This window comes from Streptomyces sp. NPDC057424, assembly GCF_042803315.1.
GTDB lineage: Bacteria > Actinomycetota > Actinomycetes > Streptomycetales > Streptomycetaceae > Streptomyces.
Genome location: NZ_JBHVCP010000024.1, coordinates 55,532 through 82,237, shown reverse-complemented (window position 1 = coordinate 82,237; position 26,706 = coordinate 55,532). Strand labels below are relative to the sequence as shown.

At 72.3% G+C, this 26,706-nt stretch carries 23 protein-coding genes; 7 read left to right on the top strand and 16 right to left on the bottom strand.

Going from position 1 to position 26,706, the window contains the following annotated elements; genetic code table 11:
- Positions 1–15 precede the first annotated feature (15 nt).
- Positions 16–2,814, bottom strand: coding sequence for a penicillin acylase family protein (locus ACFU3E_RS20515; protein WP_384159891.1), 2,799 nt, complete (start codon positions 2,812–2,814; stop codon positions 16–18).
- Positions 2,815–3,077: 263 nt separating this feature from the next.
- Here ACFU3E_RS20515 and ACFU3E_RS20510 point away from each other — a divergent pair, with 263 nt between their 5' ends.
- Together ACFU3E_RS20510 and ACFU3E_RS20505 are read left to right on the top strand one after the other, a co-directional pair.
- Positions 3,078–3,680: a hypothetical protein gene (locus tag ACFU3E_RS20510; RefSeq protein ID WP_384159887.1), complete on the top strand. Its 603-nt coding sequence runs from the start codon at positions 3,078–3,080 to the stop codon at positions 3,678–3,680.
- 75 nt (positions 3,681–3,755) lie between these two features.
- Complete coding sequence (locus ACFU3E_RS20505; protein ID WP_384159971.1) at positions 3,756–4,523, top strand: 3-keto-5-aminohexanoate cleavage protein; 768 nt, start codon at positions 3,756–3,758, stop codon at positions 4,521–4,523.
- Here ACFU3E_RS20505 and soxR read toward each other — a convergent pair.
- Positions 4,480–4,947, bottom strand: a complete 468-nt coding sequence (gene soxR, locus ACFU3E_RS20500) for a redox-sensitive transcriptional activator SoxR (protein WP_384159884.1) — start codon at positions 4,945–4,947, stop codon at positions 4,480–4,482. The two genes, ACFU3E_RS20505 and soxR, sit on opposite strands and share 44 nt — an antisense overlap.
- Positions 4,948–5,056: 109 nt before the next feature.
- Here soxR and ACFU3E_RS20495 point away from each other — a divergent pair, with 109 nt between their 5' ends.
- Entirely contained in the window at positions 5,057–5,518 is a 462-nt protein-coding gene (locus tag ACFU3E_RS20495) for a MaoC family dehydratase (protein WP_384159881.1), read from the top strand.
- A gap of 18 nt (positions 5,519–5,536) precedes the next feature.
- Here the strand turns inward: ACFU3E_RS20495 and ACFU3E_RS20490 are convergent, their stop codons facing one another.
- The 3 genes from ACFU3E_RS20490 to ACFU3E_RS20480 form a co-directional block, all read right to left on the bottom strand.
- Complete coding sequence (locus ACFU3E_RS20490) at positions 5,537–6,172, bottom strand: TetR/AcrR family transcriptional regulator (protein WP_384159878.1); 636 nt, start codon at positions 6,170–6,172, stop codon at positions 5,537–5,539.
- 70 nt (positions 6,173–6,242) lie between these two features.
- Complete coding sequence (locus tag ACFU3E_RS20485) at positions 6,243–6,509, bottom strand: YiaA/YiaB family inner membrane protein (protein ID WP_384159875.1); 267 nt, start codon at positions 6,507–6,509, stop codon at positions 6,243–6,245.
- 60 nt (positions 6,510–6,569) lie between these two features.
- Complete coding sequence (locus ACFU3E_RS20480; protein WP_384159968.1) at positions 6,570–7,721, bottom strand: acyl-CoA dehydrogenase family protein; 1,152 nt, start codon at positions 7,719–7,721, stop codon at positions 6,570–6,572.
- A 66-nt stretch (positions 7,722–7,787) separates the two neighbouring features.
- Between ACFU3E_RS20480 and ACFU3E_RS20475 the strand changes: the two genes are divergently transcribed.
- From ACFU3E_RS20475 to ACFU3E_RS20465, 3 genes are all read left to right on the top strand, one after another.
- Positions 7,788–8,438, top strand: coding sequence for a TetR/AcrR family transcriptional regulator (locus tag ACFU3E_RS20475; RefSeq protein ID WP_384159872.1), 651 nt, complete (start codon positions 7,788–7,790; stop codon positions 8,436–8,438).
- 46 nt (positions 8,439–8,484) lie between these two features.
- Entirely contained in the window at positions 8,485–9,195 is a 711-nt protein-coding gene (locus ACFU3E_RS20470) for an ArsR/SmtB family transcription factor (RefSeq protein ID WP_384159867.1), read from the top strand.
- A 212-nt stretch (positions 9,196–9,407) separates the two neighbouring features.
- Positions 9,408–10,379: a DMT family transporter gene (locus ACFU3E_RS20465; protein ID WP_384159965.1), complete on the top strand. Its 972-nt coding sequence runs from the start codon at positions 9,408–9,410 to the stop codon at positions 10,377–10,379.
- Here the strand turns inward: ACFU3E_RS20465 and ACFU3E_RS20460 are convergent.
- The 11 genes from ACFU3E_RS20460 to ACFU3E_RS20410 all read right to left on the bottom strand — a co-directional run bounded on the left by ACFU3E_RS20460 (position 10,368) and on the right by ACFU3E_RS20410 (position 25,105).
- On the bottom strand, positions 10,368–11,729 hold the full coding sequence (locus ACFU3E_RS20460; protein ID WP_384159864.1) for an MFS transporter: 1,362 nt from the start codon (positions 11,727–11,729) through the stop codon (positions 10,368–10,370). The two genes, ACFU3E_RS20465 and ACFU3E_RS20460, sit on opposite strands and share 12 nt — an antisense overlap.
- Positions 11,730–11,942: 213 nt before the next feature.
- Positions 11,943–13,025 (bottom strand): Zn-dependent alcohol dehydrogenase, encoded by a 1,083-nt coding sequence (locus ACFU3E_RS20455; protein ID WP_384159861.1) that lies wholly within the window; start codon positions 13,023–13,025, stop codon positions 11,943–11,945.
- Positions 13,026–13,466: 441 nt separating this feature from the next.
- A complete protein-coding gene (locus ACFU3E_RS20450) occupies positions 13,467–14,855 on the bottom strand; it encodes an aldehyde dehydrogenase family protein (RefSeq protein ID WP_384159858.1) in 1,389 nt (462 codons plus the stop codon).
- A gap of 143 nt (positions 14,856–14,998) precedes the next feature.
- Positions 14,999–16,336, bottom strand: coding sequence for an ABC transporter ATP-binding protein (locus ACFU3E_RS20445; protein WP_384159856.1), 1,338 nt, complete (start codon positions 16,334–16,336; stop codon positions 14,999–15,001).
- 198 nt (positions 16,337–16,534) lie between these two features.
- Complete coding sequence (locus ACFU3E_RS20440; RefSeq protein WP_384159853.1) at positions 16,535–17,404, bottom strand: class F sortase; 870 nt, start codon at positions 17,402–17,404, stop codon at positions 16,535–16,537.
- Positions 17,405–17,918: 514 nt separating this feature from the next.
- Complete coding sequence (locus tag ACFU3E_RS20435; RefSeq protein ID WP_384159850.1) at positions 17,919–18,506, bottom strand: hypothetical protein; 588 nt, start codon at positions 18,504–18,506, stop codon at positions 17,919–17,921.
- Between the two features lie 100 nt (positions 18,507–18,606).
- Positions 18,607–19,914: an MFS transporter gene (locus ACFU3E_RS20430; RefSeq protein WP_384159847.1), complete on the bottom strand. Its 1,308-nt coding sequence runs from the start codon at positions 19,912–19,914 to the stop codon at positions 18,607–18,609.
- 23 nt (positions 19,915–19,937) lie between these two features.
- A complete protein-coding gene (locus tag ACFU3E_RS20425) occupies positions 19,938–21,389 on the bottom strand; it encodes a CitMHS family transporter (protein ID WP_384159845.1) in 1,452 nt (483 codons plus the stop codon).
- Positions 21,390–21,524: 135 nt separating this feature from the next.
- Positions 21,525–23,792: a molybdopterin oxidoreductase family protein gene (locus tag ACFU3E_RS20420; RefSeq protein ID WP_384159842.1), complete on the bottom strand. Its 2,268-nt coding sequence runs from the start codon at positions 23,790–23,792 to the stop codon at positions 21,525–21,527.
- 99 nt (positions 23,793–23,891) lie between these two features.
- A complete protein-coding gene (locus tag ACFU3E_RS20415) occupies positions 23,892–24,512 on the bottom strand; it encodes a TetR family transcriptional regulator (protein WP_384159838.1) in 621 nt (206 codons plus the stop codon).
- Positions 24,509–25,105 carry a hypothetical protein gene (locus ACFU3E_RS20410; RefSeq protein WP_384159835.1) on the bottom strand — a complete coding sequence of 199 codons (597 nt, stop codon included), beginning with the start codon at positions 25,103–25,105 and terminating at the stop codon, positions 24,509–24,511. The genes ACFU3E_RS20415 and ACFU3E_RS20410 overlap by 4 nt, the downstream gene beginning before the upstream one ends.
- Positions 25,106–25,259: 154 nt before the next feature.
- On the opposite strand from ACFU3E_RS20410, the gene hmgA reads away from it, so the two are divergent.
- The gene (gene hmgA, locus ACFU3E_RS20405) at positions 25,260–26,606 is read left to right on the top strand and encodes a homogentisate 1,2-dioxygenase (RefSeq protein WP_384159832.1); all 1,347 of its coding nucleotides are present in this window, start codon (positions 25,260–25,262) and stop codon (positions 26,604–26,606) included.
- Positions 26,607–26,706: the final 100 nt, after the last annotated feature.

Sequence of the window (26,706 nt, the reverse complement as noted above, 5' to 3'; positions counted from 1 at the left end):
CCGCCGGGCGGTGTGTCACCGGTGTGAGGTGAACTCCACGACCTGCTGGTAGGTCGGCCGGTTCTGCCAGCCGATCTTGCCGTGCTTGATGCCGCCGAGGGTGCGGTGGTTGATCGAGTCGGCGCACCACTGGTCGCCCGCCGCGCACACCTCGTCGCCGGGGTAGACCTGGGCGGCGGTTCTGCCGGCCGCCTCCTTCAGGGTGCTGACGAGGATGTCCCGGCAGGCGCCGAGGCTTCCGTCACCGCAGTACTTCCGGGCCAGCGGCCCCCTCACCTGTTCACCGAGGACGGACCGGATGTCCTTGTCGACGTAGCTCCACCAGCCGTACTGGAAGGAGCTGCCCGCGTGCGAGCCGGTCGGGCCGTGCGAGGCCGACGGAGACTCGTCGACGGGGAGGTTGGCCGTGACGGCCGCGTACAGCTCGCTGCCGAGGCCCGGTTCGAACTCGGCCTTCACCAGCAGCGGCCACCAGGCGTCCAGGATGCGGATCGCGTCGGCGTCGGCGTACTTCTTCGAGCCGGCGGCCGTCTCGGTGCGCTTGCCACCCACGGCGACCCAGACCTGGAGCTTGCTCACGGCGGCCGCGGCGGCGGGGTCGGTGACCGGCGCGCTGGTGACGGCCTTCAGGAGCCTGGGCAGCACGTCCTCCGCCCGGAGGTCGGCGAGTCCGGCGTCGGCCATGGCCTTCACCAGGGCGGCGCGGGTCACCCCGCCCTGCCGGACCAGCTCCTTCACCCGGTCCTCGAGGAGGTTGCCGCGGTGCACGGAGCCGTTGCCCCAGGGCGCGGTCGTGTAGTCCCTGGCCTGCTTGTTGTTCCAGGAGACGTAGTAGTCCTGGTCGATGGAGTTCGGGTGGGCGGAGGGCGGGGTGTAGTCGGCCGTGTTGGTCCCCGGGTCCCAGCCGCGCCACTCGTAGGCCGGCCGCGCCCACGCCGGGAACTCGGCGTCGACGCCGCTCGCGCGCACCGGATTGTCGCCGCTGTTGTAGTACGCGGTGTGCTCGGAGTCGGCGTAGAACCAGTTGAAGGTGTAGTTGATGTGCTGCACGGCCTTCTGGAAGGACTCCGGGCCCTTGACGAAGTCCGGGTCGTTCAGCATCTGGAAGCCGATGATGGAGTCGGCCTCGTGCAGGAAGGACGAGCGCAGGGTGGTGTAGGCGACCCGCTTGCCGCCGACCGTCGCGCGGTACTCGACGGGGCCGTACTTCGTGCGCCAGACGCGCATGGTGTACGAGCCGGCGGCGGTGCCGTCGGCGACCGTGGGTTTCCAGGCGTTCTTCCGCTCGACCTTCTCCATAGGCGTGCAGGTGCCGCGGTACAGGTAGTGGTAGTCGTCCTGGCACAGTTCGACGGCGTAGGAGTCGATGATGTCCTGGCCGGAGGTCGTGGCGCTCCACGCGTAGTCCTGGCCGCGGCCGAGCTCGACGTACATGCTCAAGCCGGCGAAGGAGGCACCGCGGGCGCTGATGCCCGGGCCCTGGATCTCCTGGAGCAGGAGCAGCTGGGGAGCGAAGTAGCCGGTCTGCGGGCCGAACACGGCGACGGGGTGGCCGCTCGCGGTGTGCTTGCCGCTGACGACGAGGGCGTTGGACATGCCGCGCTTGGCGGACGACGTGGCGGTCTTCGCGGCTTCGCCGGAGGCGCCGGTCGCACCGGCCGTGGTGGCGCTGCCGGTGCGGTCGTACACCAGCGGCTCGGGCTCCACCGAGCCGGCGTCGGGCAGGGCCGTGCCCTGGGGGTCGTCGGGCTTGGTGCCGTACGGGAAGCTGCCGTCGTGCTGGGTGAGGACGGCGTCGGGGTCGTTGCGCATCCGGAAGGACTCCCAGACCCTGGTCCCCTCGGTGACGCCGTACTTCTCCTGGGCGGCCAGCAGCGAGAGGGCGTTGTTGACCTCTCCTCCCCCGCCGGAGCCGAACAGGGCGCCGATGACGGAGGCCAGCGCGACCAGGTCGGTGATCTTGAAGTGCTCGATCGTGCCTGCGTTGGTGACTGAGTCCTTGTGGCCGGTGAGTACGTACTCACCGGGGAAGAAGCGCCCGCGGTCGGAGGCGTCGATGTAGGAGTTGATGCCGTCGAGGTAGGCCCTGACGTCGGCGAGGGCCTGCCGTCCGCGTTCGCCGTTGGTGGCGACGGCGTTGTCGATCTGTGCCTGCAGATCGGCCTCGGTGTACGGGGCGTGCCGCCAGAACTGCTGCTCGAGGCCCTGGTTGGAGGGCGCACCGCCCGCGAAGGAGGTCAGCTGACCGCGCCCGACGTGCCGGAAGACGTCCATCAGCCACAGCCGGTCCTGGGCTGCCGCGTAGCCGGCGCCGAACTCCGTGCCGTATCTGGTGGTACCGGTGATGTGCGGCACGCCGGTCTTCTTGTCCCGGACGATCGTCACGTCACTGCGTCCGGCGGGTCTGACGCTGGAGGCGACCTGGTCGGCCGGGACCCCGAAGGACGCGTCGTTGAAGAAGGTGTTGATCTTGTCGTTGGTGAGGCCGGGGTAGCCCTTGGCGAGGCCGGCATAGGGCCCGAGCTGGTCCTCTGCGTGCTCGGGCTGGGTGCCGAAGGCCTGGTTGAGGAGGATCTGGGCGAGGGTGGCGTTGCCGTTCTGGCCGGGCGGGAGGATGTCCGAACACTGGTTGCCGCAGTGGTCGTTCGCGGCGGCCGTGACCTGCGCGGCCGCTGTTTCCGAGGCGGCGGCCGGGGCAAGCGGCGACAAGAGACCTGCGATCAGGGCGCATACCGATGCTGTCTTCAGGAACCCGGGGATTCCGCTGGGAGTTCTCAGTCTGTCGAGAACGGTGCGTGGGGCACGCCGTGGCATGGGGGGCTCCTCCCGACGGGGGTGGGCCGGATGTTACCGCCGGTATCCCCCGTCCTGAAGATGAACAAGCATCACTTTTCGAGTGAGCACAACAGGCACACGGACCACGGCAGTCGACTCGCGAGCCTCTTCGGGCCGCTTATGGAGGCCATTTGGAATCGGATGGAGCCGATTCGCTTGTCGATACGTCTATTCGACGACGTCCGTACGACGACGCCGAAGTGACCGGATTACAGGTGCAGGTGTGACGGAGGTGCAGGACGATGGCCGGTTTCCGGAGTCTGGCGAGACAGGTCCGCGATCCGCGGTGCGATCTGGCCTTGCGGCGGTATTCGCTGCGCAAGTGCCTTGAGAGGTTCGCGCCTTACGGACACAGGGCGACCTGGGACCATCTGTGCTCCCGGGCCGGGTTCGGTCCCGAGGACCGCTCCCCGGATCCAGTGCGGCTCGTGGCCGCACTGGACGAACTGGAGGAGGCGCGGGCGGTCTGGCTGGCCTACGAGGTCGAGTTCGCCGAGCGCCGCAAGAAGGAGAAGCACGACGGACTGCGCAGGCCGGGCAGCGTGGACGACTGGCACCGGCTGACCTGGGGCGGTTTCGGCGTGGCGTGGTGCGACGATCCGGCGGTCCATCCCCGTGAACCGCTGGCCGAGGTGCTGCGCCGACTGATCGCCGCGCTGGAGCGCGAGCCGGGCTCGGAGTGCCCGGTGTGCGGCGGGGAGCAGCTCGTCTGGAGGTACGACCTGGACCACGAACCCTCGTCCGGTCCGGTCTGCACGGACTGCGGAATCCTGGTGCCGCGTCCCGTGCTCACGCCCGAGTCCCTGGCGTACGCCAGGCGGGCGAGGCTGTTGGTGTCGGCTTGACGGATGCAGGTGCGCGGGGGGTGCGCCGGGGATGCCGCACCCCCACTGTCGGTGGTGACCGGCACCATCGTCGGCATGATGCAGGTGTGCCTGAACGGATCGCGGACGGCCGCTGACGGTGTGGCCGTGCCACTGACACCCGAGTCGACGGCCGACTCGGCCGCCGGGGCCGTGGCCGCCGGTGCGGGGGACATCCATGTCCACCCCAAGACGCCCTGCGGACGGGACACGTTGTCGCCGCGGGTGCTCGCGATGACGCTGTCGGCGATCCGGGCGCGGGTGCCGGTGCCGGTCGGTGTGACCACCGGCGCGTGGGCGGAGCCCGACCCTGCCGCCCGGCTGGAGCGGATACGCGAGTGGACGGTGCTGCCCGACCACGCCTCGGTCAACTGGCACGAGCCGGGGGCGGAGGAGACGGCCGCCCTGCTCATGGAGCTCGGGGTGGGCGTGGAGGCCGGCATCTGGTCCGGGACGGACGGCGCGGAGCGGTTCGCCGCCTCGCCGCTCGGGCCGAAGGTGCTGAGGGTCCTGGCGGAGGTGACGGACACGGACCCGCTCAGCGCCGTCTCCTCCGCGCGGGCGCTGCTGTCCGGCCTCGGGGCCGCCCACGGACGCCCGGTCCTGCTGCACGGCGAGGACGGGGGCGCCTGGCCGGTGCTGCGGCTCGCGGGGCGGCTGGGCCTTGCCACGCGGGTCGGGCTGGAGGACGTCCTGCTCCTGCCGGGCGGGGAGCGGGCGAGGTCGAACGGGGAACTGGTCGCGGCCGGGCTGACGGAGTACGGGGCGAGCCGGGCAGGCGCTACCCGCGACCGCCCCGGTCGACCATCAGGCGGGAACCCGTGAGGCGTTCACCGAAGACGTCGTCCGGATTGGACAGCACGCAGGTGTCGAGGGAGAGGCAGCCGCAGCCGATGCAGTCGGTGAGGTGATCCCTGAGGCGGTTCAGCTGCTTGATGCGTTCTTCCAGTTCGGTGCGCCAGACCTCGGAGAGGTGCGCCCAGTCCTCACGGGTGGGGGTGCGCTCCTCGGGGAGTTCCGCGAGCGCGTCGCGGATCGTCGCCAGGGGGATGCCGACCCGTTGAGCGGCCCGGATGAAGGCGACCCGGCGGAGCGTGTCACGGGAGTAGCGGCGCTGGTTGCCCGAGGTCCGGCGACTGCTGATCAGGCCTTTGGACTCGTAGAAGTGCAGGGCGGAGACGGCGGCGCCGCTCCGCGCCGCGAGCTGGCCGACCGTGAGCTCATGGATCTTCTCTGGGATCTGGGGCACCCCTCGAACCCTACCGAGTCCGTTGACACAGACCCTGCGGCCGACCATGCTAAGCAGTCGCTTAGAGATTGAGCGCGCAGCCCCCCTGCACACGAGAGGCCTGGAAGACATGGCAGAGCCGAGGATCTTCACGTCCGTCGACGACCTGAAGTCGGCGGTGGGCGAACAACTGGGGTACACCGACTGGCTCGACATCGACCAGAAGCGGATCGACCTCTTCGCGGAGGCCACAGGCGACCACCAGTGGATCCACGTCGACCCGGAGAAGGCCGCCGCGGGCCCCTTCGGCACCACCATCGCGCACGGTTACCTGACCCTGTCGCTGCTGCCCCTGTTCGGACCGCAGCTGATCGCCGTCGAGGGTGTGAAGATGGGCGTCAACTACGGCACGAACAAGGTGCGTTTCCCCGCCCCGGTCCCCGTCGGCTCCCGCCTGCGCGCCACCGCGACGATCAGCGCCGTCGACGAGGTGCCGGGCGGCGTCCAGGTGACCGTCGCCTTCAGCGTCGAACGCGAGGGCGGCGACAAGCCGGTCTGCGTCGCGGAGTCCGTGGCGCGCTACTACTTCTGAGGCACCGGCACCCGAACCTCAGACCGCCGGGCCCTGGGCCCCGACCATCCGCAGCACCAGGTCGGCGTACAACTCGCCGACCTGCTCCGGCGTCCGGGGCCCGTCGACGTTGAACCACCGCGCCACGTCGATGCAGAGCGACAGCACGGCCAGCGTCGTGCCGTGCACGTCGATGACCTCGAACTCGCCCGACCGCGCGCCCTCCTCGATGATCCCGCGCACTTCCCCGTCGACCTGGCGCCGCAGCGCGAGGATCTCGGCGCGGGCGTCGGGCCCGAGCGATTCGAGTTCGTACTGCACGACCCGCGCGGTGGTACGCCCGCCCGCGTGCCAGCGCACGAAGGAACTCACCGCGTCGGCGAGCCGCTCGGTGGGGCTGCCCTCGCGGCGGGACGCCGTCCGCAGGATCTCCAGGGCCTTCTCGTGCCCGATCCTGCTGATGCGGTGCAGCAGTTCTTCCTTGGTCTTGTAGTGGATGTAGAGCGCGGCCGGGCTCATCCCGGCGCGGCCCGCGATGTCACGGGTCGTCGTGGCGTGGTAGCCGCGCTCGGCGAAGGCCTCCACCGCGGCGACCAGCAGCCGCCGCGCCGCGTCGGGGGTGACCTCGCCCCACGCCTGCGCCTCGCCGCCGGCTGTCTCCTCCGCCGTACTCATCACGCGCCCCTCTCCACTGGCAGGAGCAACACCATACCGCCGAAGGTGAGCGGGCGCTTAGCGTGGCCCCTCAGTGCTTCTCGAAGGGGGTGTACGAGGGGGCCGCGGGGGCGTACGAGGAGGCCGCCCCGTCCTGCCGGTCCCGGATCACCTTGGCCAGGGTGAAGGAGGAGGTGACCAGGTACAGGACGGCGATGGCGAGGAAGGCCCGCACCCAGGCGTCGGCGCTCAGCTGGTAGATGCCGATGGCGGTGGCCGCCATGGCGACGGCGAAGGAGGCGACGGCCTGGCCGTAGAAGGCGGCCGTGTTCTGCTGCTTGCCCGGTGTGTCACTCATGGGGAACAGCATCGGCGGAGGTGGCCCGCGCCACATCCGCCGAAGTACTCAGGTGCGTACTCAGAACGCCGAGACCCCCGTCAGCGCTCGCCCGATGACCAGCTTCTGGATCTGGCTCGTGCCCTCGTAGAGGGTCATCACGCGGGCGTCCCGCAGCAGCTTGCCCGCCGGGTACTCGTCGATGTAGCCGTAGCCGCCGAACACCTGGAGCGCGTTGCTGGCGGCGCGGACGGCGGCCTCCGAGGCGAACAGCTTGGCCTTGGACGACTCGACGGCGAACGGCTGCCCCCGGTCGATCAGGTCGGCGACCCGCCAGGTCAGCAGCCGGGCGGCGTCGACGTCCAGGGCGATGTCGCTGATCAGCTCCTGGACCAGCTGGTGGTGGGCGATGGTCCTGCCGAACTGCTCGCGCTCCCCCGCGTAGCGCACGGCCGCGTCGAGGGCGGCCTGGGCGATGCCGACGCAGCCCGCGGCGACCGACATCCGGCCCTTGGCCAGAGCGGACATGGCGACGGAGAAACCCTTGCCCTCCTCCCCGAGCAGGGCGGAGGCCGGTACGCGCACGTCCTCCAGGACGAGTTCGGCGGTGGCCTGGCCGCGCAGCCCGAGCTTGCCGTGGATGGTGCGGCGGGTCAGACCGGGCGTGCCGGTGGGGACGAGGAAGGCGGAGACGCCCTTGTGGCCGGGGGCGTCCGTGGAGCGGGCGAAGAGCAGGACGACGTCGGCCCAGGTGCCGTTGGTGATGAACATCTTGGTGCCGTTCAGGACGTAGTCGCCTCCGTCCCGGACCGCCCGGGTCGCGAGACTGCCCGCGTCCGAGCCCGTGCCCGGTTCGGTCAGGCCGAAGCAGCCGATCGACGCGCCGGAGGTCAGCCCGGGCAGCCAGCGCCGCTTCTGCTCCTCGCTCCCCCAGGCGGCGACGGTCTTGGCGACCAGTCCGAGGGAGACCGAGACGATGCCGCGCACGGACGAGTCGCCCCGGCCCAGTTCCTCCGTGACCAGGCAGTACGCGAGGTGGTCGCCGCCGGAGCCGCCGTACTCCTCGCCGATCGTCAGGCCGAGGAAGCCGACCTCGCCGAGCTTCTCGACGATCGCCCGGTCGACCTCCTCGGCGCGGTCCCAGGCGACGACGTGCGGGGTGATCTCGCGCTCCACGAAGTCCCGCGCGAGCTGTCGGACCGCGCTCTGCTCCTCGCTGAGCTCCAGATTCACCACGAGTCACCCCATTTGAAAGTGTACATTTAAATTAGCACTGCTAGTTTTGCGCCCAGCCCTACTATGTGCGCCATGGCCCGACCGCGCAAGCCCCTGCTCAGCACCGACCGGATCGTCGAGACGGCCCGTGCGCTCGTGGACGCGGAAGGGCTGGCCGCCGTCTCCACGCGGCGGCTCGCGGCCGAACTGGGGGTCAGCGGGCCCTCGCTGTACAACCACTTCCGCACCAAGGACGAGATCCTGGAGGCGGTCGCCGACTCCGTGAGCGGCCAGGTGGACCTGTCGATGTTCCAGGACGGCCTGGACTGGCGGACCGCGCTGCACGACTGGGCCGTCTCCTACCGGGCCGCGCTGCGCGACCACCCGAACATCGTCCCGGTGCTGGCCCGCGGCCCCGGCCGCCGCCCGGCCGGGCTGCGCCTCGCGGACGCCGTCTACGGCGCGATGGTCGCCGCGGGCTGGCCCCCGGCGCAGGCCACGTCCATCGGCGCGCTCATGCGGTACTTCGTGACGGGATCCGCGCTCGGTTCCTTCGCCGGGGGCTTCGTGGACGACGCGAGCGCCTACGACCCCGCCGACTACCCCCATCTCCAGCAGGCTCACCTCCTCGCCGAGCAGCAGGAGAAGATCGACGAGCGCGCCTTCGAGACCGGGCTGACGGCACTGCTGGACGGGCTGGAGCGGCAGTACGAACAGGTGCGGCGCACGGGGTAGCGACGCTTCGGCGACCGCCGAAGCGTCCGTGTTCCATGCTGGGGGCATGACGACGAGGGACCCGCAGGCGACAGCCCTCGCCCGGCTCGCCGCGCTCTTCGCGGACGAGACCCGGGCCGCCTGTCTGCTGGCGCTGCTCGACGGGCGGGCCTGGACCGCGGGCGAACTGGCGCGGCACGCGGGTGTGGCCGCGTCGACGCTGAGCGAGCACCTGGGCCGGCTCGTCGCGGGCGGGCTGCTCACCGAGGAGCGGCAGGTCCGGCACCGGTACGTCCGGCTGGCAGACGCCCGGGTCGCCCACCTCGTGGAGGACCTGACCGCCCAGGTCTCGCCGGGCACGGCTGTACGGCCGCGGAACCTGCGGGAGTCGAGCGCCGGCTCGGCCATGTCCCGGGGCCGCACGTGTTACGACCATCTCGCCGGGCGGCTCGGCATCGCGGTCACCGACGCGCTGACGGCGCGCGGGCTGCTGCAGCAGGAGACGGGGTTCGCGCTCACCGACGCGGGACTGGCATGGTTCGCGTCGACCGGTATCGGCCTCGAACGGCGGGGCCGGCGCCCCCTCGCCAGGGCCTGTCTCGACTGGACCGAACGCCGCCCTCATCTCGCGGGCGTCGCCGGCGCCGCCCTGTGCCGGCACGCGCTGGACACCGGGTGGTGCGTGCGCATCGGCTCGGAGCGGGCCGTGAAGGTGACCGCGGCCGGCGAACGCGCCCTCCTCGACCTGCTGGGCGTGGAGGCGGCGGCGCTGCGGTAGCCACGTCCAGTCCCACCCTCCACGAACCCGCCTCCTCCAGCCCACTGGGGGCGAAAGCGGCGGCGCTGCGGCAGCCGCCCCTACCCCCTCCACGAACCCGCCCCCTCCAGCCCACTGGGGCGGAAGCGGCGGCCCTGCGGTGGCCATGTCCGGCGCCCCGTCCGAAATCCGCGAGCTTCCGGCCCCCTCCCTCTCCTAGCCTCTGGAGCATGATGTCGAACACCGCCCCGTCCCGTCCCGCCCGCCGGGCTGAGCTGCTGGCCACGGGCGCGGCCGCGGTCACCGTCGTGCTGTGGGCGTCCGCCTTCGTCTCGATCCGCAGCGCGGGTGACGCGTACTCGCCGGGCGCGCTGGCGCTCGGGCGGCTGCTGGCCGGGGCGCTGACATTGGGCGTGATCTGCATCCTGCGGCGAGAGGGGCTGCCGCCGCGCTCGGCCTGGCGCGGGATCGCGATATCGGGGCTGCTGTGGTTCGGCTTCTACATGGTCGCCCTCAACTGGGGCGAGCAGCAGGTCGACGCGGGTACGGCCGCCCTGGTCGTGAACACCGGGCCGATCCTGATCGCGCTGCTCGGGGCCCGGCTGCTCGGCGACCCGATGCCGCCGCGGCTGCTGGCGGGGATGGCCGTGTCGTTCGCGGGTGCCGTGACGGTCGGGCTTTCGATGTCGGGCGAGGGCGGCTCCTCGGTGCTCGGGGTGGCACTGTGCCTGCTGGCGGCGATCGCGTACGCCGGTGGTGTCGTGGCGCAGAAGCCGGCGCTGGGCACCGCGACCCCGCTGCAGGTGACGACGTTCGGCTGCCTGGTCGGCGCGGTGGTGTGCCTGCCGTTCGCGGGGCAGCTCGTCCAGGAGGCCGCCGGGGCGCCCGCCTCGGCGACGCTCAACATGGTCTATCTGGGCGTCTTCCCGACCGCCCTCGCCTTCACGACGTGGGCGTACGCGCTGTCCCGGACGACCGCGAGCAGGATGGGCGCGACGACGTACGCGGCGCCCGCCCTGGTCGTCCTGATGTCCTGGCTCTTCCTCGGCGAGGTCCCGGGGCTGCTCACGCTGATGGGAGGTGTGCTGTGCCTGGCGGGTGTGGCGGTGTCCCGGTCGAGGTCGGGGACGGTGGCCGCTCGGGCCGCGGCTCCGGGAGCGGTTCCGGGGCAGCGGCCCGAGGAGGCCACGGACTCAGCCCGCTGACTCGGCCTGCGTCTCCGGCTCGGCCTGCGCTTCCGCCGCACGTGCCCGGTCCGCGAGGATCTTGATCGACACCAGGGCGATCACCGAGAGCGCGATGATGTACCCGGACACGGCCATCGACGTGCCCGTCGCCTCCAGCAGCAGCACCATCATGAAGGGCGCGAGCCCGCCGCCCGCGACGGCCGCGATCTGGTAGCCGAGGGAGGCGCCGGTGTAGCGCATCTCGGGCGTGAACAGCTCGGCGAACAGGGCGGCCTGGGGTCCGTACATGATGCTCAGGAAGCAGCTGGCGACGAACGTGCCGACCGCGAGCCACAGCAGCGAGCCGGTGTCGATCAGCAGGAAGAGCGGTACGGCCCACAGGGCGATGCCGGCCGCGCCGAAGGCGTAGATCCGGATGCGGCCGACGCGGTCGGACAGTGCGGCGGCGGCTGGGATCAGCACGAGCTGGGTGAGGCTGACGCAGAGCGAGACGGTGAGCACCGCGCCCTTCTTCATGTCCAGCTCGCGGGTCGTGTAGTCGAGGACGCCGGTGATGAGGATGTAGAAGGTGGCGGTGTTCACGGCGAAGGAGCCGCCGGCCAGGAACACCGTGCCCAGGTGGCCGCGCAGGATCGTGCGCAGCGGCGAGTTCTGCTCGGACTTCTCCTTCTCGGCGAGCGCCCGTTCGGCCTCCCGGAACGCCGGGGTCTCCTCGACGCGCGTGTGGATGTACCAGGCGAGGGCGAGGACCAGCAGGCCGACCAGGAACGGCACGCGCCAGCCCCAGGCCGCGAACGCCGAGTCGGTGGTGAGGGCGCCGGCCAGCAGGAAGACCGTGTTGGCGGTGACCACGCCGATGGGGACGCCGAGCTGGACGACGCTGCCGTAGACACCGCGCTTGCCCTCCGGGGCGTACTCGGTGGCCAGGAGCATCGCGCCGCCCCACTGGGCGCCGACGGCGACGCCCTGGGCGACGCGGAGCAGGACGAGCAGGATCGGGGCGGCCACGCCGATCGTGTCGTACGTGGGCAGCAGGCCGATGCCTGTGGTGGCCACACCCATCAGGGTGAGTGCGAGGACGAGCATCGGCTTGCGGCCGCGCTTGTCGCCGAGGTGGCCCGCGACGATGCCGCCGACGGGCCGGGCGAGGAAGCCGACGGCGAAGGTCGCGAACGAGGCGAGGACGCCTGCCGTGGCGCTGCCGGCGGGGAAGTAGAGGTCGCCGAGCACGAGGGCGGCGGCGATGCCGAAGACGAAGTAGTCGTACCACTCGACGGCCGAGGCGAGCGCCGCCGCGGTGGCCACGCGTCGGCGGTTGCCGACGGCGGGCGTGGTCGTGTCGGGCTGAGCGGAAGGTGCCGTGTCCATGCGGTGCACGCTCCGGGGGTGCGGGGACGGAACGGGGGGGTGGCTCGAGTTCCGGGGAACGTACTGACCGGACGGTATGTGCGTCAACGGGTCGTGCACCAGGACTTTTGCCTGTACTCGGCATCGACCGCGGGCCCAGGCACGCCGAAGGCCCCGGCCTCGCGGGGAGGCCGGGGGTACCGGAGCGTTCGGGCTAGTGCCCCGACAGGGGTACTAGAAGACGACCAGGGCCCGGCCGCCCTTGCCCGCCAGCATGTTCCCGAAGGCCGCCGGAATGCCGTCCAGGGAGATGCGTTCCGTCACCAGTGCGCTCAGGTCGAGGCGGCCGGCCCGGATGTGTTCGGCCAGGACGGGGAGGTCTTCCGCCGGGTTGGAGTTGCCGTACACGCAGCCGGAGAGAGTGCGGCCCCAGTGAAAGATCTCCAGGGCGTTGAAGGTGACCTGCTGGTCCTTGCCGCCGATGCCGACGACCGTGGTGCGGCCGCCGCGGCGGGTGGAGTCCCAGGCCGTGCGGATGCTGACCGCGCGGCCGGCGCACTCCACGGCGACGTCGACGCCCTGCTTGCCGGTGAGGCCGCGGATCTCACGGGCGGTGGTGTCGGAGGCGACGACGTAGTCGGTGGCGCCGGCCGCCCTGGCCAGTTCCTCCTTCTCGGCGGACACGTCCACCGCGACGATCTTCGAGGCGCCCGCGATCCGGGCGGCCTGGAGTGCGGAAAGGCCCACTCCCCCGACGCCGAACACCGCGACCGTCTCGCCCTGCCGGACCCGGGCCGAGTGGTGGACGGCGCCGTAGCCGGTGAGGACGGCGCAGCCGAGCAGGGCCGCGTCGGTGAGCGGAACGCCGTCCGGGACGGGCAGGACGCAGGATGCGGAGACGACCGTCTCCTCCGCGAACGCGGCGACGTTCAGACCGGGGTGGAGGCCGGTGCCCTCGGCGGTGCGGGCGTAGACGTCGGCGGCGCCGCTGAGGGCGTTGGCGCACAGCCAGACCTCGCCGAGCGAGCAGGCGTGGCAGGAGCCGCAGGACGGGGCCCAGTTGAGCACGACGCCGTCGCCGGGGGCGACATGGGTGACGTCCTCACCAGCGGCCACGACCGTGCCGGCACCCTCGTGGCCGAGGACGGCGGGCACGGGCACGCGCATGGTGCCGTCGGACAGGGACAGGTCGGAGTGGCAGACCCCTGCGGCGGCGAGCCGGACGCGAACCTGTCCGGGTCCGGGGTCGGGCAGGTCGATGCCGGTGATCTCCAGCGGGGAGCCGATGGCGGGCAGGACGGCGGCGCGGACAGCCATGACGGAAGGGACTCCCCTGGGGTTGGGGCCTGTCGTTCGGATCAGGCCGCAGGAAACTGACGGTGCTGGTCGGTGCCGGTGAGCGGGGTCTGGTGCGTGCAGCTGCAAGGCGGAGGAGGGCGTCGACGCGGTGGGGTCCCCCCTGCTCGAGCGAAGTCGAGAGCTGGGGGGAGTCGGCGACCGACGACAACGCGGCAGGCGTGCGTGCCATACCCCGCGTCTGCGGCGTGATCCAAACGACAGGGCCTAGTGCCGCGGCAGGCAACGTCTGCCCGTCAAGGAGCGGCGTCCGGTGCGTGCTCTCGGCGTGCCGGCCGGAAGTCCTCGTACTGGTTGTACTCGGGCTTTCGGCCGGTGCGGCGAGTGGGGGTCCCCCCTGCTCGAAGAGCTTGGGGGAGCGTGCCGGGCGTCGCGACGGGGCGAACGTTGCCTGTCGCGGCACTAGAACTGGAGGGACTTGGTCTGGAGGTACTCGGCCAGGCCGTGCACGCCGAGTTCGCGGCCCACGCCGGACTGCTTGCAGCCGCCGAAGGGGGCGAGGGGGTTGAAGCGGCCGCCGTTGATGTCGACCTGGCCGGTCTCCATCCGGCGGGCGAAGGCCACCGCCTCGGCCTCGTCACCGGCCCACACGGCGCCGGCCAGGCCGTACACCGTGCCGTTGGCGATGCGCAGGGCGTCCTCCTCGTCCTCGTAGCGGAGGATCGACAGGACCGGGCCGAAGATCTCCTCCTGCGCGATGGTCATGTCCGGGGTGACGTCCGCGAAGACGGTCGGGCTGACGAAGTAGCCCTGCTCGCGCGGGGCTTCGGGTCCGCCGGCGACCAGGCGGGCACCTTCCGCGACGCCCTTCTCGATGTAGCCGCGCACCCGGTCCTGCTGCTTGGCGTTGACGACCGGGCCGATGCGGTCGCCGTACTTGGCGGCGGCAGCAGCGGCGAGCCCGACCGCCTCGTCGTACTGGTCGCGGTGGACCAGCATCCGCGTCCAGGCGCTGCACGTCTGCCCGGAGTTGGACATGACGTTGGCGACTCCGACGTTGACCGCCTTGGCCAGGTCGGCGCTCGGAAGGATGACGTTGGCGGACTTGCCGCCCAGTTCGAGGGCGACCTTCTTGACCTGCCCGGCGGCGATCGCGGCGATCCGCCGGCCGACGGCGGTGGAGCCGGTGAAGGAGACCAGGTCGACGCCGGGGTGCTCGGCGAGGGCCTGGCCGGCGACCGGGCCGAGACCGGTGACCAGGTTGAAGACGCCCGCCGGGAGCCCGGCCTCGTGCACGGCGCCGGCGAAGAGGCGGGCGACCAGCGGGGTGTCCTCGGCGGGCTTCACCACGACCGTGCAGCCTGCCGCGAGGGCCGGGGCGACCTTGGCGACGATCTGGTGCAGGGGGTAGTTCCAGGGCGTGATCGCGGCCACGACACCGACCGGCTCGTGGTGGACCACCGAGTTGCCGGTCTTCTCCTCGAAGGCGTACGTCGCCGCCAGCTCGGCGTAGGAGCCCGCGACCGCGATCGGCACACCCGCGTGGACGGCCTGCGAGAACTTCAGCGGCGAGCCGAGCTCGGCCGTGACGGTCTCGGCGACCTCGTCCGCGCGGGCCACGAGCACGTCCCGCAGGGCGGCCAGACGCGCCGCGCGCTCGGCGGGCGGGGTCGCGGCCCAGTCCGCGAGGGCGGCGCGGGCGGCCCGTACGGCGGTGTCGACGTCCTCGGCCGTGCCCGCCGGGACCGTGCCGATGACCTGCTCGTCGACCGGGTTCACGACCTCGATCACGTCCTGGCCGGCGGCGGGGCGCCAGGCGCCCCCGATGTACATGCCGTCGTGTACCTTCATCGCGCTTCCTCCGGGGCGGGGCGTCGTCGTCCGACACATAAACTAGCGACGATAGTTTTCTGACGCCAGACGTCCCGGGGTGCCGGGCCCCGGATCCCGGGCCATCACAGCACGGCTCGGGTCCCGCCCGGGTGTGCGTCTCCTCACTCCCCCAGGTCGGGCAGGCGCGCCGGATGCGGGCAGATGCGGTCGCCCTGCTGGTCGAACACGAAGAGGTGGGCGAGGTCGACCAGCAGCGGCACCTGCATGCCGTGACGCAGGGCCAGGTCCGGGGTCGTGCGGACGATGAGGTCTCCCGGCAGGCGGGGTTCGGCGGTCGCGGTGCTCTGCGTGTCCTCGGGGTGGTCCAGGGCGATCACGGATCCCGCGCGCCCGGCTGCGGACCGCTCCCGCAGCCGGGTGAGGACCGAGCCGTCACGGCGACGGCGCCGGGCCGGGCGGCCGGGGCGGGGACGCGGAGCTTCCAGTTCAGGGACGACGGCAGGGCTGGAGCCGGTGTCGAAGTGGACGAGGATCTCGTGCCCCTGGAACTCCACGTGCTCGACCAGGCCGGTGATCGGCACCTCGCCGGGGCGGGCCGCGCTGTGCTTGGCGATGCGGACGGCCTCGGAGCGCAGCCCGACGATCACCTCGCGGCCCTGCTGGACGCGCAGCAGCTGGTGGTCCAGGGAGAGCGGCTCGGGCAGGCGCAGGAACTGCTTGCCCAGACTGATGGTCATCGCCCCGTCGAGCGGAGCGCGCACCAAGCCGCGCAGCAGGTTGATGCGCGGGGTGCCGATGAAGGCGGCGACGAACACGTTGCTGGGCAGGGCGTAGACCACACGCGGGCTGTCGACCTGCTGGAGCACACCGCCGCGCAGCACGGCGACCCGGTCGCCGAGCGACATGGCCTCGGCCTGGTCGTGGGTGACGTAGATCGTGGTGACGCCCAGCTCCTGGGTGAGCCGGGAGATCTCGGCCCGCAGATGGGTACGGAGCTTGGCGTCGAGGTTGGACAGCGGCTCGTCCATGAGGAAGGCGGAGGGGTGCCGGGCGATGGCCCGGCCCATGGCGACCCGCTGGCGTTCGCCGCCGGAGAGCTGGCCGGGCAGGCGGTCGAGGAGGTCCTCGATGCCGAGCATGCGGGCCGTGGTGTCGACGCGGGGGCGGGGGTCCGTGCCCGGGTCCTCGATACGCAGCGGGAAGCCGATGTTGTCGCGGCTGGTCATGTTCGGGTAGAGGGCGAAGTTCTGGAAGACCATCGCCATGTCCCGGCCGGACGGCGGCAGGTCGTTGGCGTACTCGCCGTCGAGCAGCAGTCGGCCCTCGTCGATCTCCTCCAGCCCGGCGATCATTCTGAGCACGGTCGACTTTCCGCAGCCGGACGGGCCGAGCAGCACGAGGAACTCGCCCGGCGAGATGTCCAGCGACAGCCGGTCCACCACGCGGGCGCCCCGCGTGTAGGCCTTGCTCACGTCGTGCAGGGAGATGGCGCGTGTCATGGGGTGCCCCCGAGGGGTCATCAGGGCGCTGGTGCTCCGCGGTCGGAAGCCCCGTGCGGGTCGTACGGGGCTGTGGGTCACGGAAGTTAACGGAATGTGCGTGTCCGAGGGAAGACATCGGGCGAGATCGGGGGCTTCGGTCCATCTGGTGAGAAGGCGGACGGCCCGGTCTCGGCCGGCGGGCCGGGCCGGTCCGGGTCAGCGGATGCCGGTGAGGTGGGCGAAGACGACCACGTTCCCGGAGTAGCCCTTCCTGCGGTCGTAGCTGCCGCCACAGGTGATCAGACGCAACTCGGGGCGGCCCCGGGCGCCGTACACCTCCTGGCTCGGGAAGTGGGACTTCTCGTACGACTTGATCTTGTCGACCGTGTAGACGGCGATCCGCCCGTCGGCGCGGCGGGCTTTGACGGTCCGGCCCCGCTTCAGCTCGGTCAGCCCCGCGAAGACGGCGGGTCCGCTGTCCGTGTCCAGATGCCCCACGGCCACGGCGGTGCCCTGCTCACCGGGCGAGGCGCCGTGCCGGTACCAGCCGACGAGCTCGGGATCGTCGTCCGGCGGCGCGGTGAGGCGCCGGTCGCGGTCGAGGCCGAGGTCCATGACCGGGGCGTCCAGGCGGAGGTAGGGGATGAGGAGGCGGGTGGCCCGGGAACGGGGCAGGGGGCGGGGGCCGACCGGGGGGCGCGGCTTCCGGGTGGCCGGGGCGGGAGCGGCGGGCTGGGGAGCGGGGCGCCGGGCGGCGGCTGCGGGGCGGTCGTGGGGCGCGGCGGGCCTGCCTTCGCGGGGCCCGGGGGTGGAGGCCTCGGGGACCCGGGGCCCCTGGGTGGCGCGCCCGGGGGTGCGGGGCCCTTCGGTACGGGCCGCGGCTGTGGGGGATGCGGGTGCGGGGGGTGGGCCGGTGCGGGAGCCGGGGATGGCGGAGTCGGCCGGCAGGGCTGCGGTGCCGGTGCCGGAGCCGGCCGGGTGGGCGGCCGTGGTGAAGTCCGGCGGGAGGGCCGTGACCGTGCTGCCGGGCTCTTCGCCACGGTCCCAGCACACGCCGACGACCAGGACCAGCGAGAGGGCCACCACGATCGTCCGCGTCAGCCGGTAGGCACGCGTCCGGTGCCAGGGTCTACGGGGCCGCCGGGACCACGCGCCGGGGGCGTCCGGGGCCGCTGCGTACCGCTCCGCCGGGACGGCGCCGGAACCGGAACCGCGCCGGACCACCGGGGCCGCGGCGGACCCGGTCCCACGCCGGAACCCCGGGCCCTCGGCAGCGCCGGCCCCGCGCCGCCCCGACGACACGCGGGAAGAGCCGGACCCACCCCCGCGCCGTCCCACCGGAGCGGCAGCAGATCCGGGGCCGGGCCGGGTCCCGGAGTCGGCGGCAGCGCCCCGCCGCCCCGGAGGAACCGCGGCAGCCCCGGTTCCGCCGCCGCGCCGCCCCGACGGCGCGGCTGCGGAACCGGAACCAGCGCCACGCCGAACCGCCGAGGCGGCGCCGGACCCGGCACCGCCTCCACGCCGCCTCACCCGCCCGGCATCGGGCCCGAGCGCGCCCCCGGCCTGCCCCAGCCGGGCGGAGCGATCCGCGGAACGTGGCCTACGCGGCGCCATCAGGGCGGCGACGGAGCCGGAACCACACCGTCCCGGCGACGGCGGCCAGGCCGACCGCGGCCGCGCCGGTGACCGGCGTGAAGGCCTCACCGCGGGCGATGCCACCACCGCCCGCGGGCGGGCCGCCGACCGGCGTCGTGGGCTTGGACGTGGGGCAGTCGACCTTGAACACCTTGAACTTGCCGGCGCCGTGGGCCTGGTCGGTGAGCCATGTCAGCTTGTACTGCCCGTTGGGCAGGTCGACGGCCGCGGTGCGGCCCTTGCCGGTCGGATCGGCCGTGAAGCTGCCGGTGCGCGTGGCCCCGCCCGGAACCTCGGGCTGGGTCTGGATGGTCCAGTTGACCTTCTCGCCCGAGTCGAAGTTGAACGCGGCGAGGTAGAAGTCGCAGACCTTCGGGTCGTTGCGCTGATTGTCCGAGGCCGTCGTGCTGGCGTGGACCTTGACGTCTCCGTTGTCCCCCGGGACGGGAGCGGCGACGGCGGACACCCCGCTCAGGGTGGTCCCTGCGAGGGTGAGGGCGGCGACGACGGCGGTACGGGTGCCGGCACGACGCGCGAGGGGTACGACGGGCATGAACATGCCTCCAAGTCAGATGATTTACATACAAACACCTCGTCACCTGACTGTCTGTCACCTCACTGCCGAAAAGGGCGCAGCACCGCCCTACGACGCGTCAGATATCGCTCTTCCGGCGCAGCGGCACCCCACGCCCGCGCCCCCTTCCCGCTGCGCGGCCCTCGCCGCCCGCCTCCGGCCCGACCACCAGGTCCGACTCGTCCGGCCCCTCCGGCTGCTCCTCCGGCTCCTGCTCCCGCGGGGACCGGGACCGGACGGCGACCCCGGACGACAGCAGCAACAGCGCTCCCAGCATCACGAACGGCGCCGCCACACCCGCGACTCCGGCGATCAGCCCGGCCGCGGCGGGCGCGGCGGCCTGGCCGAGCCGGTTGCCGGTCAGGCGCAGGGCCAGGGCGGTGGAACGGGCGTCGTCGGGGGCGGCCTGGACGACCGTCGTCATCGACAGCGGCTGCCCGACCCCGAGACAGAAGCCCAGCGCGGCCAGCAGCAGTCCGAGCGCCCACACCGGCACCGGCAGCGCGATGCCCGTGCACAGCAGGGCCGCCAGCAGACAGGTGAGGGTCAGCAGCAGGGTCCTGCCCAGCAGCCGCAGCAGGGGCGTGAGGACCAGACGGCAGGCGATCGTCGCCGCCGCGCGCAGGCTGAGCAGGATGCCGATCACGGCCGGCGCGATGCCCCGGTGCTCGCCGACCACCGGCAGGTACGCGGTCAGGATGTCCGTCGCGGACAGCACGGCAAGGCTGATGAAGATGCCCGCCGGTACCCCCCGGGTGCGCAGGATGCCCCGGACCGGGATCCGGTCGCCCTTGTCCGGGCGGGACGTGGCCGCCGTACGGCGATGCTCGATGCGCCACAGCGAGGTGAACGCGACGGCCGCGGTCGCGCCCGCCACGATCAGGGCGAGCGCGCTGCTGCCGGCCATGTCCTCGCCGCCGATCAGCGCGCCCGCGGCGACCGGGCCGACCAGCTGGCCGAGGGCGGCGCCGATGGTGAAGTGGCCGAAGTTGCGGTCCTGTTCGTGCGGTGCGGACTGGCGGGCGACGAGGGACTGGGAACCGATGACGAAGCAGAGGTGCCCGAGGCCCATCACCCCGCTCCACAGGGCCATCGTCCACAAGGAGCCGGCGACGCCGCTGAGGGCGCAGCCGCCGGAGATGAGCACCACGCCGACCGGCAGCAGGGGCGCACAGCGGCCGTGGTCGGTGCGGCGGCCCAGGGGCACGGCGGCGAACAGCGGCAGCAGCGCGTACACACCGGCGATCACACCGATCGCGCGCTCGTCCGCGCCCAGCGCGAGGGCCCGGTAGGAGACGGCGGGCCGGGCCATCGACACCGCGCCCTGCGCGAAGCTGAAGGCGATGACGAGGCGGAGCAGCCAGCCGCGGTTCCCACCGGGCCTCACGACGACGTCCTCCATGGAGTGGTTCAGATGATCCCGAACAGCATGCCCGCGCCGAGGATGACCAGACAGGTGAGGGCGGCCCACTTCACGACGAACTTGGTGTGGTCGCCGAACTCCACCCTGGCCATGCCGACCAGGACGTAGACGGCCGGGACGAGCGGGCTGGACATGTGCAGCGGCTGGCCGACCAGGGAGGCGCGGGCCATCTCCAGCGGGGTGACCCCGTGCGCGGCACCCGCCTCGGCCAGGACGGGCAGGACACCGAAGTAGAAGCCGTCGTTCGACATGAAGTAGGTGAGCGGCAGGCTCAGGATGCCGGTGACGAGGGCCATGTGCGGCCCCATGCCGGCGGGGATGACGTCCACCATCCACTTGGCCATGTGGTCGACCATGCCGGTGCCCTGGAGGACTCCGGTGAAGACGGCGGCGGCGAAGACCATGCCGGAGACGTTCAGGACGTTGTCGGCGTGGGCGGCCAGGCGGGCCTTCTGGTCGGGGATGTGCGGGAAGTTCACCGAGAGGACGAGCGCGGCGCCGATCAGGAACAGCACCGGGATCGGCAGCCACTCCATGATCATGGCGGTGAGCAGGCCGACCGTGAGCAGCGCGTTGAACCAGTAGAGCTTGGGGCGCAGGGTCGACCGGTTCGGGTCGAGGCCCTGGAAGCCGTCCTCGTCCCCGGAGGCCGCGGAGGCCGTGCCTTCCCCGGGAGCGTCCGCGCCGGAGCCAGTGCCCCCCGCGGCGCCCGCACCGGCGGTGCCGGCCTTGCGCATCGAGACCTTGCCGTCGCCGGAGCCGCCGGAGCCGACGAGGACCGTCTCGGTCTCCGTCTCCTCCTCCAGCATGTCGTCCAGCGTCAGCACGCCCAGCCGCCGGCGCTCGCGCACGCCGAGGACGTACGAGAGGACGAAGACGAAGGCCAGGCCCACCAGGAGGGCCGGGATCATCGGGACGAAGATGTCACTGGCGTCGACCTTCAGCGCGGTCGCGGCGCGGGCGGTCGGGCCACCCCAGGGGAGGGTGTTCATCACACCGTTGGCCATGGCGGCGACACCGGTCATCACGACCAGGCTCATCTTCAGGCGCTTGTACAGCGGGTACATCGCCGAGACGGTGATCATGAAGGTGGTGGAGCCGTCGCCGTCCAGCGAGACGATCGCCGCGAGCAGGGCGGTGCCCACGACGATCCGCATCGGGTCGGCTTTACAGAATTTGAGGATGCCCCGGACGATCGGGTCGAAGAGACCGACGTCGATCATCACACCGAAGTAGACGATCGCGAACATGAGCATCGCCGCGGTGGGGGCGAGGTCGGTCACGCCGTCGAGGACGTAGTCGCCGAGCTTGGCGCCCTCGCCGACGAACACGCAGAACAGCGCGGGAATCAGCACGAGCGCCGCGATCGGCGACATCTTCTTCATCATGATCAGGACCAGGAAGGTCGCGATCATGGCGAAGCCGAGGATGGTCAGCATGAGTGGATACCTAACGTTCGCCCTTGAACATCCCACCAGGGCCGGCGGTGTCCGAGACGTTAGGTGCCGTCAAGCAGCGTTAACAAGACGTTGACGTGCGAGCAATAAGCGCAAAACTGCTGGTCACAGCTTTGCTCAGGTCAGAGCGGTGAGCTTTTCGGTCGCGGAGGCCGCTCCCGGGGCCGTCTCGGGGGCCACCTCGACCGGCACTCCGTTGAGGACCGCGTTGCCCGACAGCGGATCGAGCTGACGGCCGTCGAGGAGCTGGTTGACGTTGACGCCGGGGTCGGTCGAGGCATGGCTGAGGCGGATGCCGGGACGGTTGTGGCCCCAGCCGTGCGGCAGGCTCACCACGCCCCGGCGAACCGTGTCCGTGACCTCGGCCGGTGCGGTCACCTCTCCCCCGGCGCCCGTCACGCGCACGGCGGCTCCGTCCTCGACGCCCAGCCGCTCCGCGTCCTCGGGGTGGATGTGCAGGGTGCAGCGGTTGGATCCGCCGGTGAGGGCGGGCACGTTGTGCATCCAGCTGTTGTTCGAGCGCAGATGGCGGCGGCCGACCAGGACGAGCCCCTCGGGGCGCTGCGCCAGGGCCGCGCGCAGGCGGGGCAGGTCGTCCACGATCGGGCCGGGCAGCAGCTCCACCTGGCCGCTGCGGGTCTTCAGGGGCTGCGGCAGGCGGGGTTCGAGCGGGCCGAGGTCGATGCCGTGCGGGTGCGCGAGCAGCTTCTCCAGGCCGAGGCCGTCCGGTCGTGCGCCGAAGCCGTCGCCGTAGGGGCCGAGGCGCAGCATCATGTCGAGCCGGCGCTCGGGGCCGGTGCCGCCGGTGAGCTGCGCGGCGAGCTCACGGGGGTCACGGCCGTGGACCGGGGAGTGCGGCTCCTCCACCGCCTTGCCGAGGGTCTGGTCGATGACCATCTGGTCGACGGCGGCCGGATCGGCCCCCTGCATGCCGGTGACGGCCAGGACCAGCCGCGCCAGGATCTCCGTCTCCGCCATGCGGCCCGGCTCCAGCGGGACGGCCGGGCGGGTGTAGCGGACCTGGTTGCGCACGGCGAGGGTGTTGAAGGCGAAGTCGTGGTGCGGGCTCTGGGAGGGCGGGGGCGGGGGCAGTACGACGTCGGCGTGGCGCGAGGTCTCGTTGAGGTACGGATCGACGCTGACCATGAAACCGAGCGAGTCGAGCGCCGTGTCGAGCCGGTCGCCGTCGGGCGCGGACAGCACGGGGTTGGCGGCGACGACGATCAGCGCGCGCACCGGCTCGCCCTCCTCGGTGGCGGTGTCGATCTCCTCCGCGAGGGCGGAGAGGGGCAGTTCGCCCTTCGCCTCGGGGTGCCGGCTCACCCGGGAGTGCCAGCGTCCGAGGGCGAAGCCCCGGCCGGGTCCGGCGGGGCGCGGGGTCTTGTCGGTGGCGGCCTGCGGGAAGAGCGCGCCGCCCGGCCGGTCGAGATTACCGGTGAGGATGTTCAGGACGTCGACGAGCCAGCTGGCCAGGGTGCCGTGCGGGACGGTGCAGCTGCCGATGCGGCCGTATACGGCGGCGGTCGGGGCGGCGGCCAGGTCGCGGGCGAGGGCGCGGATGACGCCGGCCTCGACGTCGCAGGCCCCGGCGACCGCTTCGGGCGTGAGCTCCTCCAGTTCCGCGGCCAGTTCCTCGACGCCCTGGACGTGCGGGGTCGGTTCGACGAGGCCCTCGTCGAAGAGCACCCGGGCCATCGCCGCCAGCAGCAGCGCGTCGGTGCCCGGCCGGACGGCGATGTGCCGGTCGGCGAGCTTCGCGGTGCGGGTGCGCCGCGGGTCGATCACGACGAGGGTGCCGCCCCGCGCCTTGAGGGCCTTGAGCTTGCCCGGGAAGTCGGGGGCGGTGCACAGACTGCCGTTGGACTCCAGCGGGTTGGCGCCGATCAGGAGCAGGTGGTCGGTGCGGTCGAGGTCGGGCACGGGGATGGCGTTCGCGTCGCCGAAGAGGAGGCCGCTGGAGACGTGCTTCGGCATCTGGTCGACCGTGGAGGCGGTGAAGACGCTGCGGGTGCCGAGCCCGGCGAGCAGGACGGGCGGGTAGAGGGCACCGGCCATGGTGTGCACGTTGGGGTTGCCGAGGACGACGCCAACCGAGTTCGGGCCGTGGCGCTCCACCACGGGCCGGATGCCGGCGGCGACCGCGTCGAAGGCCTCCTCCCAGGTGGCCTCGCGCAGCTCGCCGTCCCGCCGTACGAGCGGCGTGCGCAACCGGTCCGGGTCGGAGTCGACGGCCCCGAAGGAGGCGCCCTTGGGGCAGATGAACCCCTGGCTGAACACGTCCTCGCGGTCACCGCGGGCGTGGGTGACGCGCGTCCCCTCGATGGTGAGGGTCAGGCCGCAGGTGGCCTCGCACAGGGGGCAGATACGCAGGGCGGTGCGGGACACGGGTCCTCCCGGGGCGGCGGCTACGCTGACGCGCCCGAGCATACCGACCGGTATGAACGGTGGGGAGGTCCTGACGGAAAGGTCCTGGCGGGACCGGTGTCAGTCGAGGGCCCGGGCCAGATAGGCCCGCAGCAGCTCCCGCGCCTCGTCGATGATCCGCTCGTCCCCCTCCGGTGCGACCCGGAACGCCAGGTGCACGAGGGTGTCGGCCGTCTCGACGGCGATGAGGAAGACGCGTCGCAGGTCCTCGTCGGGTTCACGGCCGAGATGGCCGGAGAGGAGTTCGGTGAGGCGGTCGGCGACACGGTGGTTGGGTTCGGCCTGACGGGAACCGACCGGGATCTGGTTGCCGAAGTCGACGAGGGAGAAGCCGGGCGCGGTGCGCTTCATGTCCAGGTACTCGTCGAGCACGGCGTCCATGGCCGTGCGCCAGCCCCCGGCCTCACCAGCCTGCCGCAGGCGCTGGGTGACGCGCTCGGAGTACCGCTCGAGGTTGCGCTGCGCCAGCGCGTCGGCCATCTGGCGTTTGTTGCCGAAGAAGCGGTAGACCGAGCCGATCGGGACCGAGGCCCGCTGGGCGACGGCACGGGTGCTCAGGGCGTCGTAGCCGACCTCGTCGAGGAGGTCGGCGCAGGCGTCGAGGATCCTGGTCAGGCGTTCGGCGCTGCGCCGCTGCACGGGCGCACGACGAAGCGATGTCACGTGAGGCACGGACTTCATGATGCCCCCAGGGCGCGGCCCGGTGAACCTCGCCCCCCGGTGTCCGCGCCCTGCGTCCGGGCCTTGCGCCGGGAGGACGCGTCCGGCGTCACCCCCGGGCCTGGCTCCGACGCGGTGATGTCGGCCGTGCTCTCCACGGGCTCGCCGTCCACCGCCCACACGGTGCCGTCGTCGGCGTAGAGGCGGGCTGTGACACGGTGCGTGCCGCGCGGCACGAGGCGGGTGTCCAGCCGGTGGGCGGGGGCGCGGAGCCGGGCGACGGGACGGCCGTCGACGAAGAGGCGCACGAGGCCCCGCCCGGCCACCGCGCGGGCTGCCGCACCGGCCGGTGAGAAGCGGAAGTTCCGCAGGGTCAGGCGTACGTCCCAGCCGCCCGCGGCGCCGGGCTGCACCTCGATCCCGACGTCGGGGGCGCCCTCCGGCCCGACCTCACGGTAGGGCCGCCCCTCCTGGTCCCGGCTCTCCAGGACCTCGCCCACCGGCGTGGGCGACGCGCCGCCCTCCCGGGCATCGCCGGAACCGCAGCCCGCGGATCCGGCCAGGAGGAGGACACAGAGCGCGAGCGCGGCAGGAGGTCTCCGTGTCCACGTCATGTTCGGGAGCGTAGAACACGCGTCCGGCCCGGCGGATCGTCCTCAAGTCGGGTTCAGGTCATCCGTCGAGAGGAGGCGGCGCGCCCCTCTTGCGTCGGGGAAATCGCAATCCTATGGTACTGCATAGGAATCGGACGGCAAGGGAGCACCGATCATGGGCGATGGGGGTACCACCCGCGCGAGCGGGTTCGAGCGCGGGGGAGCGCGGAAGACCGCCGAAGGACTGACCTATCTCTCCGGCTTCGGCAACGAGCACAGCTCGCAGGCCGTCCCGGGCGCACTGCCCGAGGGCCGCAACTCGCCCCAGCGGGCCCCGCTCGGGCTGTACGCGGAGCAGCTGAGCGGTTCGGCGTTCACCGAGCCGCGGGCGCACAACCGCCGCTCGTGGCTGTACCGGATCCGCCCGTCGGCCGCGCACCCGGCGTTCACCCGGACCCACAACGGCTCGGTCCGCACCGCCCCCTTCACCCAGACCGTGCCCGACCCCAACCGGCTGCGCTGGAACCCGCTGCCCGACCCGGCGCCCGAGACCGACTTCCTGGCGGGCCTGTGGACCCTGGGCGGCAACGGCGACGCCACCCAGCGCACCGGCATCGCCGTGCACCTCTACACGGCCAACGCCTCCATGGACCGGGTGTTCAGCGACGCCGACGGCGAGCTGCTGATCGTCCCGGAGCGCGGCGGGCTGCTGCTGCGCACGGAGTTCGGTCTGCTGCATGTGGAGCCGGGCCATGTGGCGCTGGTTCCGCGTGGGGTCCGCTTCCGTGTGGAACTGCTGGACGAGTCGGCACGCGGCTATGTGTGCGAGAACTACGGTGCGCCCTTCCGCCTTCCCGACCTGGGCCCGATCGGCGCCAACGGGCTCGCCAACCCCCGGGACTTCCACGCCCCGGTCGCGGCGTACGAGGACGTCGAGGGCCCGGTGGAGGTGGTGAACAAGTTCTGCGGCAACCTGTGGACGGCCACCTACGACCACTCCCCCCTCGACGTGGTCGCCTGGCACGGCAACCATGTGCCGTACGTCTACGACCTGCGCCGCTTCAATGTGCTCGGCACCATCACCTACGACCACCCGGACCCGTCGATCTTCACGGTGCTGACGTCCCCGTCGGACACCCCGGGGCTGGCCGGTGTCGACTTCGTGGTGTTCGCGCCGCGCTGGCTGGTGGGCGAGGACACCTTCCGGCCGCCGTACTTCCACCGGAACGTGATGAGCGAGTACATGGGCCTGATCGAGGGGGCGTACGACGCGAAGGCGGAAGGCTTCGTGCCGGGCGGCGGCTCGCTGCACAACATGATGTCGGCGCACGGCCCGGACCGGGAGACGTTCGACCGCGCGAGCGCCGCCGAGCTGAAGCCGCAGAAGATCGACGACGGCCTGGCCTTCATGTTCGAGACGCGCTGGCCTCTCACCCTCACCCCGCACGCGGCCCGCGCGGAACACCTCCAGCAGCGCTACGACGACGTCTGGCAGGGCCTGGAGCGGCACTTCCGCCCCTAGGGGGGCCTCTGACGGAACTCCGCGGCGTCGCGACGCCCGGCACGCCGAGAGCACGCACCGAACGCCGCTCCTTCTTCTACGGAGATCCGTCAGAAGCCCC